This window comes from Enterobacter sp. ECC-249, assembly GCF_043965265.1.
In the GTDB taxonomy this organism is placed as follows: domain Bacteria; phylum Pseudomonadota; class Gammaproteobacteria; order Enterobacterales; family Enterobacteriaceae; genus Enterobacter; species Enterobacter quasiroggenkampii.
Genome location: NZ_CP143660.1, coordinates 3,378,745 through 3,396,567, shown reverse-complemented (window position 1 = coordinate 3,396,567; position 17,823 = coordinate 3,378,745). Strand labels below are relative to the sequence as shown.

The following is a 17,823-nucleotide window of genomic DNA, read 5'->3' as shown; positions in this document are numbered from 1 at the left end:
GACAAAATCTGCGGCGCAGAGTAAGGGAAAAGCCGCAACTCGTCAAATCACCGTTACAAGTGCTGTAATGAATGATTTACGGATTAATAGCCCTGAGATCCTTTTTAAGCTTATGTCTACCTCATAAGGGCAATGTTGCTGCGCGACATTCCGGCGTAACGTAAACAATAAATATAAATTATCAAATAAAGTGAGGGTTTTATGGCGGGGGAGAATCCCTTTACCGCGGCATGGAGTCGGGGAGGTAACCTGTTGTGCCATGGTCACTGGATAATCAGCTGGCAGAACCAACCCCTGAACCTTCCCGAGTCCCGCCGCGAAAAGGATATGGGCACCTGGGGGATCTATTCGGTTATTGATCCTGAAGATGAAACCTTTGCGCAAGGCTTACAGGAAGATGAGTGGATTGTCGAGAATGTCGACTGGTTAACGGATATGTTCTTCGAGGTGGGTATTCCGCTGGAGACGTCCAGCTACCGCTATTTTTACCAGGCCGTGAATCCCCATGACTGGCGTTGCACCAGCTGTGCGGGGTGTATGTAAATTAACGCGGTGCCGGAAACCGGCACCGCGCTGAAATTAATTCTGCGTATCAAGCGTGGAGAGTTCTTTATCAATAAAGTAAAGACCTTCGCCGGATTTGCCCACAAGAGATAATTTATCCAGCACGGATTTAAACAGCTTCTCTTCTTCGTGTTGTTCCGCAACGTACCACTGCAGGAAATTAAAGGTTGGATAATCCTGGCTGGTCATCGCCGCATGAACCAGTTCGTTAATTTTCTGCGTGATCAGCTGCTCGTGCTCGTAAGTGGCGCGAAACAGTTCATCGAGAGAATTATACTCTGCAAACGGTGATGCCACGGTTTCAATGCGCGGCAGGCTGCCCGTATCGGTCAGATAATCAAACAGACGCTGCATGTGGGTCATCTCTTCCTGAGCGTGACGACGCAGAAACGCGGCAGCGCCTTCGAAACTGTGGTAGCTGCACCAGGCGCTCATCTGCTGGTAGAGGAGGGATGAAAAAAGCTCGAGGTTCATTTGCGCGTTGAGCTTGTCGATCATTTCAGTTTTCAGCATGGTGACGCTCCGGGTTATTATTTCTGGTTCACGATGAGCGACACTATAATTTGTTATTTAATTATATGCAAAACGTAAATTATTATTTTATTTATTTAAAATACGAATGGGAATAAAACGCATTGGCAATTTTTATAATTTATTAATGAGAATTATTTTTGTTCTTGATGAAATAAACTGCCAGCACACGCTGGCAGCTTCGATTAATACCAGGGATTAGTTGACTTAGGGTTAACGGCGTAACCCATACATTTATACTGGATAGTCACGCTTTCGTTCAGGCACAAAGAGCCGCTCGTCAGGGTGCAGGTTTTAATGGGCTGACCATAGGCTGAGGCGGTGGCATACCCCATGCTCTGACACGCTTTTGCCGCCGTGCCGTTATTCACATACTCATCGGAATACGCATTTTGCAGCGCAGCCTGGCCGTAGTCGAGGCGGACGATGCCGTTCGGCGCGTCGAGGCTGCTGACTTCAGCCTGGCGGTTAATAGTACATCCCGCGAGCAGCAGGAGTGTGCCGGCTACAATGACTCTTTTCATGGTTCGCTCTGAGTGGATGGAAATACGTTATCGTACCCGCAGATGCCCGCTGCAATGGCTGGAATAGCCGGACAATCTGCCCTCACTCTTCGCAACGGGTCAGTGGTGAGCGCTATCAGGCCATTCGCGATAAAATGTGATGTTAGTCACAAAAATATTGATTTTTGTGATGGTGGTCATATTATAAGCACGTTGACGATAAAGTTGTATAACAAGTTAATGGAGCATCATCGTGAAACTGCGCAAAATCCTGAAAAGCATGTGGGCCAATTACTGCCGCACGTTCAAAGACGTGCCGCCAGGCGCCATGTTCTGATAAAAAAACCTGCTTCGGCGGGTTTTTTTGTACCTGCAGGCGATGAAGGGAAGATGTCAGGGGGCGTGTTTTGCTACTATGGCGGCCTTTAAATAAGGAGAAACCCCATGTCACAAAACCTGAGCGCCGATCAGGAACTGGTCTCTGACGTTGTTGCCTGTCAGCTGGTTATCAAACAAATCCTTGATGTTCTTGACGTAATCGCGCCGGTTGAAGTGCGCGAGAAGATGTCTACTCAGCTGAAAAACATCGATTTCGCCAGCCATCCCGCTGCCGCTGACCCGGTTACGCTTCGTGCGATCCAGAAAGCCATTGCGCTGATTGAACTGCGATTCACGCCGCAGGGTGAGTCCCACTGAAGCAGGGAAATGGGCGACGGCATGAGTCGCCCTTTAATGCGGTTAGAAGAACGTCTGGACCAGCAGGTAGCTCGCCGCGCACGCGCAGCTTACCCCAATCAGCCCTGGCAGAATGAAGCTGTGGTTGATGATAAATTTGCCGATGCGGGTGGTGCCTGAACGGTCAAAGCCGATGCAGGCCAAATCACTTGGATAGGTCGGCAGAACAAAATAGCCGTATGACGCCGGGAAAAAGGCGATCAGCATTTTCGGATCGATGCCGAGCATCAGCCCCATAGGCGCAACGGCCGTCAGCGCAGCCGCCTGGCTGTTCACCAGTTTTGATACCAGAAACAGCACAATGGCATACGTCCACGGGTGGCTTTTCACAACGCCTTCCAGCGCCAGCTTTAACTCGTCGAGATGTGCCTGGAAAAAGGTATCGCTCATCCACGCCACGCCAAATACCGAGAAGATCGCGACCATACCGGCTTTGAACACCGCGCCGTTGGAAATCGCGGATGCATTGACCTTACAGGCCATCAGCATCACGGCGCCCGCAATTAACATCATCATCTGAATGACAAGGTTCATCGAAAGCGCCGTCATTTTGCCTTTCAGCTCAAAGGCGGGGCGCAGTTCAGGGAAGGCGCCCAGCAGAACGACCACGGCAATTCCCGCAAAGAAAATCCACGTGGACCAGTAGGCCTGCTTTGGGAAACGCTGATTCATTAACGTCTCCGTACCGCCGTAGATAAATTCGTGCTGCTTAGGATCTTTCAGCTTTTCCTGAAACTCCACGTCGTCAGCCAAATCTTTCCCACGGCGTAAGCTCCACAGGGCCGCAATGGCCACGCCAAAAAGCGAAGCGGGAACCGACACGGCGAGAATTTCCAGGATCCCCCACGCGTGACCGATACCATGCTGGGCCGCCAGGATGGACACCAGGGACACCACGGCAACGGAAACGGGGGATGCCGTAATCGCCATCTGCGACGCGACCGATGCCACGGCCATGGGGCGCTCGGGGCGGATCCCTTTTTTTAGGGCGATATCCGCAATGATGGGGAACATGGTGTAGACCACATGCCCGGTGCCGCACAGAAAGGTCAGCATCCAGGTGGTGAAAGGGGCGAGCAGGGTGATGTGCTGCGGGTGCCTGCGCAGCAAACGTTCAGCAAACTGCATCATGACGTTGAGGCCGCCCGCAGTTTGCAGCGTAGCGGCACAGCCAATCACCGCGAGGATGGTCAGCATAACGTCTACCGGCGGCTTACCCGGTTGCATACCAAAGACAAAACATAAAATAAAAAGACCAATACCGCTAATTAACCCAAGCCCCATACCGCCGAAACGCGTACCCGTCAGCAGGCAGAGGAGTATGACAACAAACTCAATGGTGATCATGATGCTCCCTCGTCAATGATTATGTAACTAAATAAATCATCACACGTTGTGTGGTTAATCATTGGGAGCCAGATCTGATTTGTTAAATTTCAGCAAAAGCAGAAGGTTGGAGATAGGGAGAGAGCCTGCTTCCCCGGATGGGAGCAGGCCAAAAACTCAGTGGTGCTGCACCGCCACAATGTCGAGCAGGTGACGGTCGGTCTGCTCGGGACATAAACCTGCCTGCTGCGCATTATGGATCTCATCCGCCAGCGTCTTCAGCAGCAGGCCATCCTGCTGCTGTTCTTTGTCCATATCGCGTAAGAATCTGAGCGTCGTAATATCCTGCTGCGCTTTGGCTTCATCAGCCAGTTTGTTGAGCGTGCTGCAGCGCTGTTCGTACTCTTCAAGCGTTTTCTGAAACAGTTCTTCCAGGCAAGAGTAGTTTTCATTGATCCCATCAAGGGCTTTAACGACAGGATTTGCCCCTGAGGCCTTCAGGAAGTTAAAGACACGCATCATATGGGTGACGTTACTTTGCGCCTGAGAGCGAAAGAAGGTGGCAGACCCCGTGAGACTATTCTCGGCACACCAGGCACTTAAATGAAGGTGCAGGTTCGAGGCGTAGAACTCAAGGTTCATCTGCGCGTTAAGTTTTTGCATCATCGTTTGGGTAGCCATACTCATATCCTTATTGACTGTGGGACGTGATGTCCGTTGCTTAACCTGAGCGCCAGGCAAATACGAAGAAAAGAGCAGAAATACGCTTTCTGCAGTAAACGAAGTCGACCGAAATTCACTTCCTGTGTTCGATATAAATAAGCATACCCTTGTCTGTGGTCTAAGAAAACTCTTAAATAGGCTGTGTTTACCATACATTACAAACTTTAATATAGTACATAAATACAATTTGCTCTCCATCGATTGCTCATTCATTAATTTATTGATAATCAATGGTTTTTGTTGAAGAGATATACTGTTACTCTTTTGGAAATATTAAGCTGGAATAATCCTCCATAAAAGAATGAATTACGGATTAATTATTTCAAATATATGATGCAGTAATAAAATTGCGCTAAATCAAATTCTACAAAATAAATAATGCTCAGGACGTGCTGCGTTTTTGATGAGAAACATGCTGCAGCTTTCTGACGTCTGGCTTCCTCACGCCTGTTACAGGCCATCAGGGATATCTTAGCTAATCTTATGGATAATCCTGCTTACCCTTGTTTCATTTGTCTGACATATCCTGCCTTTTTTATGTCATTTTTCGCTGAATTTATGTACGCAATTACTGTAATTCTGCGGTGTGATGGGGCTCTCTTATGGATGATTAATTTCCCGCTAAAACTATCACCAGCAATAACGCTTATGACGAGGTAAGCGCTAATGCCTTGTTTTAAGTCCGATTAAATAAGAAGCACGCACATATTCCCTACAGAAAAGAACGCTAAAGCTGGAGTTTACCATGCACAAATTTACTAAAGCGCTGGCGGCCATCGGTCTGGCTGCCGTTATGTCACAATCCGCTATCGCTGAGAATTTAAAACTCGGTTTTTTGGTAAAACAGCCCGAAGAGCCCTGGTTCCAGACGGAGTGGAAATTCGCCGATAAGGCCGGGAAAGATTTAGGTTTTGAAGTGATTAAAATCGCCGTGCCTGACGGTGAGAAAACCCTTAACGCCATCGACAGCCTGGCGGCCAGCGGCGCGAAAGGTTTTGTGATCTGCACGCCGGATCCAAAGCTGGGCTCGGCCATCGCGGCCAAGGCCCGGGGCTATGACATGAAGGTCATCGCCGTTGACGACCAGTTCGTTAACGCCAAAGGCAAGCCGATGGACAGCGTCCCGCTGGTGATGATGGCGGCGACCAAAATCGGCGAACGTCAGGGCCAGGAACTCTATAAAGAGATGCAAAAGCGCGGCTGGGATGTCAAAGAGACCGCGGTGATGGCCATTACGGCGGATGAGCTGGACACGGCACGTCGTCGTACGACCGGGTCAATGGACGCGCTGAAAGCAGCCGGCTTCCCGGAAAAACAGATCTACAAGGTCCCAACCAAATCCAACGATATCCCGGGCGCTTTCGACGCCGCGAACTCAATGCTGGTACAGCATCCAGAAGTCAAACACTGGCTGGTGGTCGGTATGAACGACAACACCGTGCTGGGCGGGGTGCGCGCGACGGAAGGTCAGGGCTTCAAAGCGCCTGACGTGATCGGAATTGGCATCAACGGCGTTGACGCCGTCAGCGAGCTGTCCAAAGCGCAGGCAACCGGCTTCTACGGCTCACTGCTGCCAAGCCCGGACGTTCACGGCTACAAATCCAGCGAGATGCTCTACAACTGGGTCACCAAAGGGGCTGAACCGCCGAAATTTACCGAAGTGACCGACGTGGTGCTGATCACCCGCGACAACTTCAAAGAGGAGCTGGCGAAAAAAGGACTGGGCGGGAAGTAATACGCGGTGATTGTGCCCCTCATCCTTAGTGAGGGGCCTGACGTACACATTACAGGAATCACGGAGACGTTATGCAACAGTCTGATCCGTATCTCTCTTTTCGCGGCATCGGGAAAACCTTCCCCGGTGTTAACGCGCTGACCGATATCAGCTTCGACTGCTATGCCGGCCAGGTCCATGCCCTGATGGGGGAAAACGGTGCGGGAAAATCCACGCTGCTGAAAATCCTCAGCGGCAACTACTCGCCCACGACCGGTGCGCTGGCGATCCGCGGCGAAGAGGTCGCTTTTGCCGATACCACGGCGGCGCTCAATGCCGGGGTAGCCATTATTTATCAGGAGCTGCACCTCATCCCTGAGATGACCGTGGCGGAAAACATCTATCTAGGACAGCTCCCGCACAAAGGCGGCGTGGTGAATCGTTCGCTACTTAATTATGAAGCGGGGCTGCAGCTTAAACACCTGGGTCTGGACGTCGATCCCCAGACGCCGCTGAAATATCTCTCCATCGGCCAGTGGCAGATGGTCGAAATTGCCAAGGCGCTGGCGCGTAACGCCAGAATTATTGCCTTCGATGAACCCACCAGTTCGCTCTCGAAGCGTGAAATCGAAAATCTGTTCCGCGTGATCCGCGAATTGCGTCAGGAAGGGCGTACGATTCTGTACGTTTCGCACCGCATGGAAGAGATATTTGCCCTGAGCGATGCCATCACCGTATTTAAAGATGGACGCTATGTGCGCACCTTTACCGACATGGCGCAGGTGAACCATGACCAGCTGGTCCAGGCGATGGTCGGACGCGATCTGGGTGATATCTATCACTGGCAGCCGCGCCAGTACGGACCGGAACGCCTGCGCCTGGATAGCGTAAAAGCGCCAGGCGTCAGAACGCCGATTTCGTTATCCGTACGCAGCGGTGAAATCGTCGGCCTGTTTGGCCTGGTGGGCGCGGGGCGTAGCGAATTGATGAAAGGTCTGTTCGGCGGTACCCGTATTACCGATGGGCAGGTCTCCATTGACGGCGAACGGGTAGATATCCAGAAACCGGCCCACGCAATCAGGGCGGGCATGATGCTCTGCCCGGAAGACCGGAAAGCGGAGGGCATTATTCCGGTGCACTCGGTGCGCGACAACATCAATATTTCCGCCCGCCGCAAGTTTATTCGCGCAGGCTGCCTGATAAACGACAGCTGGGAGTCGAGCAACGCCGACCACCATATTCGCTCGCTGAATATCAAAACGCCGGGTCCGGAACAGCTGATCATGAATCTTTCCGGCGGAAACCAGCAGAAGGCCATTCTGGGCCGCTGGCTGTCGGAGGATATGAAGGTCATTTTGCTGGACGAGCCGACGCGCGGTATCGACGTGGGGGCAAAACACGAGATTTATAACGTGATCTATGAGCTGGCAAAACGCGGCGTGGCGGTGCTCTTCGCCTCCAGCGATCTGCCGGAGGTGCTGGGCGTGGCCGACCGCATTGTGGTGATGCGTGAAGGCGAAATTGCCGGTGAATTACTTCATGAACAGGCGAATGAACAACAGGCGTTGAACCTCGCCATGCCTAAAGTCAGCCAGGCTGTCGCCTGAGTAAGGAGTTAATGATGTCCTCTGTTACTACATCCGGAGTGCCGAAGTCGAAGTCGGCGTTGAGCGTTGGGCGTATCTGGGACCAGTACGGCATGCTGGTAGTGTTTGCCGCGCTGTTCCTCGCCTGCGCGATCTTTGTCCCTAATTTTGCCACCTTTATAAATATGAAGGGGCTGGGGCTGGCCATTTCTATGTCCGGGATGGTGGCCTGCGGGATGCTGTTCTGCCTGGCCTCCGGTGATTTTGACCTGTCGGTGGCGTCGGTGATTGCCTGCGCAGGCGTTACGACGGCCGTGGTGATCAACATGACGGAGAGCCTGTGGATTGGCGTTTTTGCCGGTCTGCTACTCGGCGTCATCAGCGGTCTGGTGAACGGTTTTGTTATCGCCCGCCTGAAGATTAACGCCCTGATCACCACGCTTGCGACGATGCAAATTGTCCGCGGGCTGGCCTATATTATCTCCGACGGTAAAGCGGTGGGGATTGAAGACGAGCGCTTCTTTACGCTGGGTTACGCCAACTGGCTTGGGCTGCCTGCGCCAATCTGGCTGACCGTGGCCTGCCTGATCCTGTTCGGCTTCCTGCTCAACCGGACCACCTTTGGCCGTAATACGCTGGCGATCGGCGGTAACGAAGAGGCCGCCCGTCTGGCTGGGGTGCCGGTCGTACGCACCAAGATTATTATCTTTGTGCTCTCAGGGCTGGTTTCTGCCGCCGCGGGGATTATTCTGGCGTCGCGTATGACCAGCGGCCAGCCAATGACCTCTATCGGTTATGAGCTGATCGTCATTTCAGCCTGCGTGTTAGGGGGCGTTTCCCTCAAGGGCGGCATCGGAAAAATCTCATATGTGGTGGCCGGTATCCTGATTTTAGGGACGGTGGAGAACGCCATGAACCTGCTGAATATTTCGCCGTTCTCTCAGTACGTGGTTCGTGGTCTGATCCTGCTCGCAGCCGTGATTTTCGACCGTTACAAGCAAAAAGCGAAGCGTACCGTGTAATCCTTTTTCCCGTCTTTTATTGCTCAACTTATAACCATAGTTGACCCCCGAACCGCCCCGCCAGTAATACTGGCGGGGCGGTTGTCAAATGGCGAGCCACGTCACACTGTCTATACTTACATGGCTATGAAAGAGGTAAAGGCGTTTACCTCTCGTAAACCGTAAGGAGGAAAAGGGTGGCTGACATGTTAACCGCACCGCCTGTACTGCCCGGACACTATGCTTTCTTTTTTGATCTCGACGGCACGCTCGCCGGGATAAAACCGCACCCCGATCAGGTGTCTATTCCGGAGGCGGTGTTACAGGATTTGCATCAGCTCTCGCTCATGAACGAGGGAGCACTGGCATTGATATCAGGGCGCTCAATGGCCGAGCTGGATCTGCTCGCCAGTCCTTACCACTTTCCGCTGGCCGGTGTACACGGAGCGGAGCGCCGCGACATCCATGATCAAACGCATATCGTTTCACTCCCCGACGCACTCACGCAAACGCTCCAGAAGCAGCTCTCTGCTGCGCTGGCAGGCCTGCCTGGCACCGAGCTGGAAGCCAAAGGGATGGCCTTTGCCCTGCATTATCGCCAGGCGCCGCAGCATGAAGCTGCCGTGCTTGCGCTTGCGCAGAAGGTTGCGCAAGCACATCCACAGCTGGCGCTGCAGCCGGGCAAATGCGTGGTGGAATTAAAGCCGAAGGGGATTAATAAAGGCGCAGCCATCGCCGCATTTATGGCGGAGGCACCTTTCAAGGGCCGGACGCCTGTTTTCTTTGGGGATGACCTGACCGACGAGGCCGGGTTCCGTGTGGTTAATCAGGCCGGAGGGATCGCCGTTAAGGTAGGGCCTGGTGACACTGTCGCCGAATGGCGGCTGGCGGATGTCGCCAGCGTCTGGCAGTGGGTATCTGATATCGCTAACCAGCAACAACAACAAATAGCGCAAAACAAAGGGGGAAACCATTATGGGTCGCTTAGTCGTCGTCTCTAACCGAATCGCACCGCCTGATGATAAAAAAGCCAGTGCGGGTGGCCTGGCGGTAGGGGTGTTAGGTGCCTTAAAAGCCGCTGGCGGGCTGTGGTTTGGCTGGAGTGGGGAAATCAGTGAAGAGGAGAAGCCGCTTAAAAAGGTGACGCGCGGAAACATTACGTGGGCTTCATTTGCATTGAAAGAGAAAGACTACGACGAGTATTACTCGCAGTTCTCGAATGCCGTCCTGTGGCCTGCGTTTCACTATCGTCTTGACCTGGTCAAATTTCAGCGTGAATCTTTCGAAGGCTACTCGCGCGTGAATGCGCTACTGGCGGATAAACTGCTGCCATTAATAGAAGAAGACGATATTTTATGGATCCACGATTATCACCTGCTGCCCTTCGCGCGCGAGCTGCGAAAAAGAGGGGTGAATAACCGGATTGGTTTCTTCCTCCACATTCCGTTCCCGACGCCGGAAATTTTTACCGCGCTGCCGCCGCATGAAGAGCTGCTGGAGGCGCTGTGCGACTACGACTTGCTGGGCTTCCAGACGGAAAATGACCGACTGGCATTCCTTGACTCCGTGTCAGGGAAGGCGCGTCTGGTGACCAAAGGCGGGAAAACCCATACGGCGTGGGGAAAAACGTTCCACACCGAAGTGTATCCAATAGGAATTGAACCTGACGAAATCGCGGAGCAGGCCTCTGGCCCGCTGCCGCCGAAGCTGGCTCAGCTTAAGAATGAACTCAAGCACGTGAAAAATATCTTCTCGGTTGAGCGTCTTGATTATTCCAAAGGGCTTCCGGAGCGCTTCCTGGCATACGAAACGCTGCTGGATAAATACCCGCAGCATCACGGGAAAATTCGCTATACCCAGATCGCCCCGACGTCGCGCGGTGAGGTGCAGGCTTATCAGGACATTCGCCACCAGCTGGAGACAGAAGCAGGGCGCATTAATGGCCGCTACGGCCAGCTGGGCTGGACGCCGCTGTTTTACCTGAATCAGCATTTTGACCGTAAGATCCTGATGAAGGTCTTCCGCTATGCGGACGTTGGGCTGGTCACGCCGCTGCGCGACGGGATGAATCTGGTGGCGAAAGAGTATGTGGCGGCCCAGGATCCTGCCGACCCGGGTGTTCTGGTGCTTTCCCAGTTTGCCGGAGCTGCAAATGAGCTCACGTCGGCGCTTATTGTGAACCCTTACGATCGCGATGATGTGGCTAATGCGCTGAACCGCGCGCTGACCATGCCGCTCACGGAGCGTATTTCCCGCCATGCTGAAATGATGGAGACGATCCGGAAAAACGATATTAACCACTGGCAGGCGCGTTTTATTCAGGATCTCCGCGATATCGCCCCGCAAAGCCAAGAAGGCGATTTACAAAAAAAGATCGCAACCTTCCCTAAACTGGCCTGATATTTCCCCGGGGGGTTAACGCCCCCCAAGCGGCACTAGCAGGACATCAACCTGGCTTGACGCGACAATAGATTTCGCCGCGCAGGCCGCGCGCGATAAAAAGCTGTGGTTATGATTCCCGCATATCACTAAATCAATATTCTGTTTACGACACATATCGAGAATATGGGCATTAAGTTCTCCTGTCGCAATAACGGTTTCAAAGACAGGATAGTGTGCCTTTTCTACCAGCTCGCGCAGAAACTGCTGCGTTTCCTCCTGAAGTACCTCACGAATATCCTCCAGCATAGGGGCGGCCAGCTGATTATACATCTCCGGTTCGGCGGCAAGCGTGATGAGGCTGATGCGGGCATTGTGGGGTCTGGCAATCGAAACCGCCCGGGCGACGAGCTGATGGCTTTCTGGGGAAACGGCAACAGAAACAAGTAGATGGGAGTAACTCATGGCGCACTCCTTGGGGGTCTGAAAGACAGCGTTTGATCACCTTTACCGCGAATTCCCTGGTTCTGCAAGAGCTGATTACGACATTAGTGTGAAGCTTATCATAATTATTCATTAATTATTCTTATAAGAAGAATAACTGAAAAATGCGCCTAAATGAAAAAAATTAACAACTTAACGTAAATCACACAAATTCACGCTTTCACTGTTAAATCGTTTTTCCACGTTACAAAATCATTTCGAATGATCACCCCCTGAAACATCTTTCTTGTGCTATCTGCATAACTATATGTTTTTTCACGGTAAGAAAAATGTTTCCTGGAGAGGGGGTTGCTGTAAATGTTTCCGCACGGCGCTTACGACGGTAAAAGCACGTTGCATGCCAGTTCGGATCGCCCGTCTGCATGAGTATTCGTCAATTAAGAATACAAAACAGTACTGATTGGTTAAAAATTGAACAAATTACAAGTCATACTGATGGATTTATGGGTCATATTCACTTAAATTGTGTGACGTGGATCACATTTTTTTTAAATTTGAGGGTGGCTGGATTGTATGTGGCAAAACTGACGAGTAGAGTTTGCGTCGAATTAGGAAAAATCTTAGTTATTTGTAAGAAATGATAAAACATGTAAGAGACGCATTCGCGGTTTCTCTCTTACGGGTTTCAATGAATACAAACCTAAATTCAACTATGCATTTAGCCTTTTCTTTTTTATACCGGGTGATTTCCCGGCGACATCACGGGGTGCGGTCTTTCCGCATAAAAATAATAGTTGGTTATTCGGGATGGGAACAATGCATACATCCGAGTTGCTAAAACATATCTATGACATCAATTTGTCGTATTTACTGCTCGCGCAGCGTTTGATTAGTCAGGACAAGGCGTCCGCGATGTTTCGTCTGGGTATTAACGAAGAGATGGCAACCATGCTGGGCGGTTTAACCCTCCCGCAGATGGTTAAACTGGCTGAAACGAATCAACTGGTTTGCCAGTTCCGTTTCGATGATTCGCAGACAATAACGCGTCTGACGCAGGAGTCCCGTGTAGACGATCTTCAACAGATCCATACCGGTATTCTTCTTTCCACTCGCTTGCTTAACGAAATCAGCCAGCCTGATGACGTAGCCCGCAAGAAAAGGGCCTAGCAATGAGCGAGAAAAGCATTGTTCAGGAAGCGCGTGACATACAGTTAGCCATGGAGCTGATTACACTGGGTGCTCGTTTACAAATGCTGGAAAGCGAGACTCAGTTGAGCCGTGGTCGTCTCATCAAGCTGTACAAAGAGTTACGTGGTAGTCCCCCGCCGAAAGGCATGCTGCCGTTTTCTACCGACTGGTTTATGACGTGGGAGCAGAATATTCACGCTTCCATGTTCTGTAATGCCTGGCAGTATCTTCTGAAAACCGGTTTGTGTAGCGGCGTTGATGCCGTGATCAAAGCGTACAAACTTTACCTTGAACAATGCCCACAGCAGGAAGAAGGCCCTCTGCTGGCGCTGACCCGCGCATGGACGCTGGTGCGTTTTGTTGAGAGCGGAATGCTTGAACTGTCGCGCTGCAACTGCTGCGACGGCAATTTTATTACCCATGCTCATCAGCCTGCAGGCAGCTTCGCCTGTAGTTTATGTCAGCCTCCATCCCGAGCAGTAAAAAGACGTAAACTTTCCCGGGATGCTGCCGATATTATTCCACAACTGCTGGATGAACAGATCGAACAAGCTGTTTAACCCGAACGTGTGGGAAAGATTCCAGCAGCGGTAAGCAATTACCGCTGCTTTTTTTTACCCCGCAAACGGTAAACGCTGCGAGCTGGACGTCCTTGCCATAGTCACTAGCGGAAGGATGATGTCGTGCTTATCTTATTAGGTTACCTGGTAGTTCTCGGTACAGTTTTCGGCGGTTACATGATGACCGGCGGGCACCTTGGAGCACTCTATCAACCGGCTGAACTTATTATCATCGGCGGCGCAGGGGTAGGGGCTTTTATCGTTGGCAACAACGGTAAATCGATCAAGGGCACGCTGAAAGCGATTCCGTTGCTGTTCCGTCGCTCAAAATACACCAAAAGCATGTATATGGATCTGCTGGCACTGCTCTATCGCCTGATGGCGAAGTCGCGTCAGCAGGGGATGTTCTCGCTTGAACGGGATATTGAAAACCCGAAAGAGAGCGAGATTTTTGCCAGCTATCCGCGCATTCTTGCCGATGCCATGATGCTGGACTTCATCGTCGATTATCTGCGACTGATCATCAGCGGCAACATGAACACCTTCGAAATCGAAGCGCTGATGGACGAAGAGATCGAAACCCATGAAAGCGAATCTGAAGTGCCGGCCAACAGCCTGGCGCTGGTCGGCGACTCGCTTCCGGCATTCGGTATCGTTGCTGCGGTAATGGGAGTGGTTCACGCCCTGGCCTCGGCAGACCGTCCGGCAGCCGAGCTCGGCGCGCTGATTGCCCATGCGATGGTGGGGACTTTCCTCGGTATTTTGCTGGCGTATGGCTTTATCTCCCCGCTGGCAAGCGTACTGCGCCAGAAGAGCGCGGAAACCACCAAAATGATGCAGTGCGTGAAAATCACGCTGCTCTCTAACCTCAACGGTTATGCGCCACCGATCGCGGTTGAGTTTGGCCGTAAAACGCTTTACTCCAGCGAGCGTCCGTCGTTTATCGAGCTTGAAGAACACGTGCGTGCGGTGAAAAACCCAAACCAACAGACGACAACTGAGGACGCATGAAAAACCAGTCCCATCCGATCGTCATCGTAAAAAAACGCAAGCACAAGGGCGGTGGGCATGGCGCGCACGGCTCGTGGAAAATTGCGTACGCCGATTTTATGACCGCAATGATGGCGTTCTTTCTGGTGATGTGGCTGATCTCCATCTCCAGCCCAAAAGAACTGATCCAGATTGCCGAGTATTTCCGCACGCCGCTGGCAACGGCGGTGGCCGGTGGGCCGCGTATCTCTAACAGCGAAAGCCCGATTCCGGGCGGCGGCGATGATTACACCCAGCAGAAGGGTGAGGTGAAAAAAGAGCCGAACATCGACGAGCTGAAGAGAAAGATGGAACAGGCGCGCCTGAAGAAACTGCGTGGCGATCTTGACCAGCTGATTGAAGCGGATCCTAAGCTGCGCGCGCTGCGACCGCATCTGAAGATCGACCTGGTGCAGGAAGGCCTGCGTATTCAGATTATCGACAGCCAGAACCGCCCGATGTTTAAAACCGGGAGTGCGGAAGTTGAACCGTACATGCGCGATATTCTGCGTGCTATTGCACCTGTGCTGAACGGCATTCCTAACCGAATCAGCCTGTCAGGACACACGGACGATTTCCCGTACGCCAGTGGGGAGAAGGGATACAGCAACTGGGAACTTTCTGCCGATCGTGCCAACGCCTCGCGTCGCGAGCTGGTGGTAGGTGGGCTTGATGATGGCAAGGTACTGCGCGTAGTCGGCATGGCCGCAACCATGCGCGTTTCCGACCGCGGGCCGGATGATGCCATCAACCGTCGTATCAGTCTTCTAGTGCTGAACCAGCAGGCGGAGCAGGCCATCCTGCATGAAAACGCCGAAAGTCAGAATGAGTCACTGGACGATTTAAAACAGCCTGGGGCCGTTCCTTCGGCTGCCGTTCCAACATCGCCACCAGCCAATCCGAGGTGATAGCGTGAGCATGGATATTAGCGATTTTTACCAGACATTCTTTGATGAAGCCGACGAATTGTTGGCCGATATGGAGCAACACTTGCTCGATCTGGTGCCCGAAGCACCGGATTCCGAGCAGCTCAATGCCATCTTCCGTGCGGCGCATTCTATTAAAGGCGGAGCCGGAACGTTTGGATTTACCATCCTGCAGGAAACGACCCATTTAATGGAAAACCTGCTTGATGACGCACGACGCGGTGAGATGCAGCTCAATACCGACATTATCAACCTGTTTTTGGAAACCAAAGATATTATGCAGGAACAGCTCGACGCCTATAAAAGTTCGGCAGAGCCTGATGCCGCCAGCTTTGAATACATCTGCAATGCGCTGCGCCAGCTCGCCCTGGAAGCAAAAGGTGAGGTCGCTGTAGCCGTTGTCCCTGCGGCGAAACTGAGCGTTGTCGATGCGGTTGCTGCCGACGAGGCCGCGCCAGCCGCTGCACAAGCGGGCAAACTGCGCGTTGTGCTGTCTCGCCTGAAAGAGAATGAAGTTAACCTGCTGGAAGAAGAGCTGGGTAACCTGGCGAAATTAAGCAACGTGGTAAAAGGCAAAGACAGCCTGGCCGCGACGCTTGATGACGGCATTGGCCAGGACGATATCGTGGCGGTTCTGTGCTTTGTGATTGAAGCTGACCAGATCGCCTTCGAAACCGAAACGGCTGCGGTTGACGCCCCTGCCGCTGCGGAAGAGGTGGCCGTTGTCGCTCAGGCCGCCGCACCGGCTGTGGCCCCTGCGGCCCCGGCGCTGAAGGCAGTGCCAAAAGAGGCCGCTGCGCCTGGCCGTGGTGAGAAACCTGCCGCGCGCTCCAGCGAGTCAACCAGTATCCGCGTTGCCGTTGAGAAGGTCGACCAGCTTATTAACCTGGTTGGCGAGCTGGTGATCACCCAGTCGATGCTGGCGCAGCGTTCTAACGAGCTGGACCCTGTCACCCACGGCGATCTGATTACCAGCATGGGCCAGCTGCAGCGTAACGCCCGCGACCTGCAGGAATCGGTCATGTCCATCCGTATGATGCCGATGGAATATGTCTTCAGCCGCTTCCCGCGCCTGGTCCGCGACCTTGCCAGCAAGCTGAATAAACAGATTGAACTGACCCTGATGGGCAGCTCAACCGAGCTGGATAAGAGCCTGATCGAGCGCATTATTGACCCGTTAACGCACCTGGTGCGTAACAGCCTCGACCACGGTATCGAACTGCCGGAAAACCGCATTGCCGCCGGAAAATCCCCGGTCGGCAACCTGATCCTCTCTGCGGAACACCAGGGCGGGAACATCTGCATCGAAGTGACCGATGACGGCGCCGGTCTTAACCGCGAGCGCATCCTGGCAAAAGCCATTTCGCAGGGGATGGCGGTCAATGAAAACATGACCGACGAAGAAGTGGGCATGCTCATCTTCGCGCCGGGCTTCTCTACCGCTGAGCAGGTGACCGACGTCTCCGGGCGCGGCGTAGGCATGGACGTGGTGAAACGTAACATCCAGGAGATGGGCGGCCACGTTGAGATCCAGTCTAAACAGGGTTCCGGCACTACCATTCGCATCCTGCTGCCGCTGACGCTGGCAATCCTCGACGGCATGTCGGTCAAAGTGGCGGACGAAGTCTTTATCCTGCCGCTGAACGCCGTGATGGAATCCCTGCAGCCGCGTGAAGAAGATCTGCATCCGCTGGCGGGCGGCGAGCGCGTGCTTGAAGTGCGCGGTGAATACCTGCCGCTGGTGGAACTGTGGAAAGTGTTCGAAGTGGACGGGGCGAAGACCGAGGCCACGCAGGGCATCGTTGTGATCCTGCAAAGCGCGGGCCGCCGCTACGCGCTGCTGGTCGATCAGCTGATTGGTCAGCACCAGGTGGTAGTGAAGAACCTCGAAAGCAACTACCGCAAAGTGCCGGGTATTTCTGCCGCCACCATTCTGGGTGATGGTAGCGTGGCGCTGATCGTCGACGTGTCGGCGCTTCAGGGATTAAATCGTGAACAACGTGTGGCGTACACAGCCGCCTGATTAAGTAGAAGGTAATAACATGACCGGTATGAGTAATGTAACGAAACTGGCGGGCGAGCCATCAGGGCAGGAATTCCTGGTATTCACTTTAGGCGATGAGGAGTACGGCATCGATATCCTGAAAGTGCAGGAAATCCGTGGTTACGACCAGGTTACCCGCATCGCTAACACGCCTGCTTTTATTAAAGGTGTCACCAACCTGCGTGGCGTTATTGTGCCCATCGTGGACCTGCGCGTGAAGTTCAGCCAGGGCGACGTTGACTATAACGACAACACCGTGGTGATCGTTCTCAACCTGGGGCAGCGCGTGGTCGGTATCGTGGTGGATGGCGTATCTGATGTGCTTTCCCTGACCTCTGATCAAATTCGCCCTGCGCCGGAGTTTGCGGTCACGCTGTCGACCGAATACCTGACCGGTCTGGGCGCGCTCGGCGAGCGTATGCTGATTCTGGTGAACATTGAGAAGCTGCTGAACAGCGATGAGATGGCGCTGCTGGATATCGCCGCGAGTCATGTAGCCTAAAACAAAGCCGGGTGGCGCTGACGCTTACCCGGCCTACGTGTTCGAGCCATTTGTAGGCCGGGTAAGGC

General features: G+C 53.0%; 19 protein-coding genes. 14 read left to right on the top strand and 5 right to left on the bottom strand.

What is annotated here, in order from left to right:
• The first annotated feature begins 201 nt into the window (after positions 1 to 201).
• Positions 202 to 543: a hypothetical protein gene (locus V1587_RS16270; RefSeq protein WP_371898711.1), complete on the top strand. Its 342-nt coding sequence runs from the start codon at positions 202 to 204 to the stop codon at positions 541 to 543.
• Between the two features lie 36 nt (positions 544 to 579).
• On the opposite strand, the gene ftnA is transcribed toward V1587_RS16270, so the two are convergent.
• Positions 580 to 1,077: a non-heme ferritin gene (gene ftnA, locus V1587_RS16265; RefSeq protein WP_014884366.1), complete on the bottom strand. Its 498-nt coding sequence runs from the start codon at positions 1,075 to 1,077 to the stop codon at positions 580 to 582.
• Between the two features lie 203 nt (positions 1,078 to 1,280).
• Positions 1,281 to 1,619, bottom strand: a complete 339-nt coding sequence (yecR, locus tag V1587_RS16260; RefSeq protein ID WP_371898710.1) for a YecR family lipoprotein — start codon at positions 1,617 to 1,619, stop codon at positions 1,281 to 1,283.
• Positions 1,620 to 1,851: 232 nt separating this feature from the next.
• Here yecR and azuC point away from each other — a divergent pair, with 232 nt between their 5' ends.
• Together azuC and V1587_RS16250 are read left to right on the top strand one after the other, a co-directional pair.
• A complete protein-coding gene (gene azuC / locus V1587_RS16255; RefSeq protein ID WP_014884364.1) occupies positions 1,852 to 1,935 on the top strand; it encodes a stress response protein AzuC in 84 nt (27 codons plus the stop codon).
• A 107-nt stretch (positions 1,936 to 2,042) separates the two neighbouring features.
• Positions 2,043 to 2,294 (top strand): DUF2766 family protein, encoded by a 252-nt coding sequence (locus V1587_RS16250; RefSeq protein WP_008500405.1) that lies wholly within the window; start codon positions 2,043 to 2,045, stop codon positions 2,292 to 2,294.
• A gap of 42 nt (positions 2,295 to 2,336) precedes the next feature.
• Here the strand turns inward: V1587_RS16250 and V1587_RS16245 are convergent, their stop codons facing one another.
• Together V1587_RS16245 and V1587_RS16240 are read right to left on the bottom strand one after the other, a co-directional pair.
• Positions 2,337 to 3,680: an anaerobic C4-dicarboxylate transporter gene (locus tag V1587_RS16245; protein WP_371898709.1), complete on the bottom strand. Its 1,344-nt coding sequence runs from the start codon at positions 3,678 to 3,680 to the stop codon at positions 2,337 to 2,339.
• Between the two features lie 156 nt (positions 3,681 to 3,836).
• Positions 3,837 to 4,340 carry a non-heme ferritin-like protein gene (locus V1587_RS16240; protein ID WP_371898708.1) on the bottom strand — a complete coding sequence of 168 codons (504 nt, stop codon included), beginning with the start codon at positions 4,338 to 4,340 and terminating at the stop codon, positions 3,837 to 3,839.
• Between the two features lie 787 nt (positions 4,341 to 5,127).
• Between V1587_RS16240 and araF the strand changes: the two genes are divergently transcribed.
• The 5 genes from araF to otsA all read left to right on the top strand — a co-directional run bounded on the left by araF (position 5,128) and on the right by otsA (position 11,083).
• On the top strand, positions 5,128 to 6,117 hold the full coding sequence (gene araF / locus V1587_RS16235; protein ID WP_008500409.1) for an arabinose ABC transporter substrate-binding protein AraF: 990 nt from the start codon (positions 5,128 to 5,130) through the stop codon (positions 6,115 to 6,117).
• 71 nt (positions 6,118 to 6,188) lie between these two features.
• Positions 6,189 to 7,703: an L-arabinose ABC transporter ATP-binding protein AraG gene (gene araG, locus V1587_RS16230; RefSeq protein ID WP_371898707.1), complete on the top strand. Its 1,515-nt coding sequence runs from the start codon at positions 6,189 to 6,191 to the stop codon at positions 7,701 to 7,703.
• Positions 7,704 to 7,714: 11 nt separating this feature from the next.
• A complete protein-coding gene (gene araH, locus V1587_RS16225) occupies positions 7,715 to 8,704 on the top strand; it encodes an L-arabinose ABC transporter permease AraH (protein WP_371898706.1) in 990 nt (329 codons plus the stop codon).
• A 176-nt stretch (positions 8,705 to 8,880) separates the two neighbouring features.
• Positions 8,881 to 9,684, top strand: coding sequence for a trehalose-phosphatase (gene otsB / locus V1587_RS16220; protein ID WP_371898705.1), 804 nt, complete (start codon positions 8,881 to 8,883; stop codon positions 9,682 to 9,684).
• Positions 9,659 to 11,083 carry an alpha,alpha-trehalose-phosphate synthase gene (otsA, locus tag V1587_RS16215; protein ID WP_371898704.1) on the top strand — a complete coding sequence of 475 codons (1,425 nt, stop codon included), beginning with the start codon at positions 9,659 to 9,661 and terminating at the stop codon, positions 11,081 to 11,083. The genes otsB and otsA overlap by 26 nt, the downstream gene beginning before the upstream one ends.
• A 15-nt stretch (positions 11,084 to 11,098) precedes the next feature.
• Here the strand turns inward: otsA and uspC are convergent, their stop codons facing one another.
• Positions 11,099 to 11,527 (bottom strand): universal stress protein UspC, encoded by a 429-nt coding sequence (uspC, locus tag V1587_RS16210; RefSeq protein ID WP_371898703.1) that lies wholly within the window; start codon positions 11,525 to 11,527, stop codon positions 11,099 to 11,101.
• Positions 11,528 to 12,322: 795 nt separating this feature from the next.
• Here uspC and flhD point away from each other — a divergent pair.
• From flhD to cheW, 6 genes are all read left to right on the top strand, one after another.
• A complete protein-coding gene (flhD, locus tag V1587_RS16205) occupies positions 12,323 to 12,673 on the top strand; it encodes a flagellar transcriptional regulator FlhD (protein WP_008500415.1) in 351 nt (116 codons plus the stop codon).
• Positions 12,674 to 12,675: 2 nt separating this feature from the next.
• Positions 12,676 to 13,254, top strand: a complete 579-nt coding sequence (gene flhC, locus V1587_RS16200) for a flagellar transcriptional regulator FlhC (RefSeq protein WP_013096051.1) — start codon at positions 12,676 to 12,678, stop codon at positions 13,252 to 13,254.
• 123 nt (positions 13,255 to 13,377) lie between these two features.
• The gene (gene motA / locus V1587_RS16195; RefSeq protein ID WP_008500417.1) at positions 13,378 to 14,265 is read left to right on the top strand and encodes a flagellar motor stator protein MotA; all 888 of its coding nucleotides are present in this window, start codon (positions 13,378 to 13,380) and stop codon (positions 14,263 to 14,265) included.
• Positions 14,262 to 15,191, top strand: coding sequence for a flagellar motor protein MotB (motB, locus tag V1587_RS16190; RefSeq protein WP_032658606.1), 930 nt, complete (start codon positions 14,262 to 14,264; stop codon positions 15,189 to 15,191). The genes motA and motB overlap by 4 nt, the downstream gene beginning before the upstream one ends.
• Before the next feature lie 4 nt (positions 15,192 to 15,195).
• Complete coding sequence (gene cheA, locus V1587_RS16185; RefSeq protein WP_371898702.1) at positions 15,196 to 17,232, top strand: chemotaxis protein CheA; 2,037 nt, start codon at positions 15,196 to 15,198, stop codon at positions 17,230 to 17,232.
• A gap of 19 nt (positions 17,233 to 17,251) precedes the next feature.
• Positions 17,252 to 17,755 carry a chemotaxis protein CheW gene (gene cheW, locus V1587_RS16180; RefSeq protein WP_008500420.1) on the top strand — a complete coding sequence of 168 codons (504 nt, stop codon included), beginning with the start codon at positions 17,252 to 17,254 and terminating at the stop codon, positions 17,753 to 17,755.
• The last annotated feature ends 68 nt before the right edge of the window (positions 17,756 to 17,823 follow it).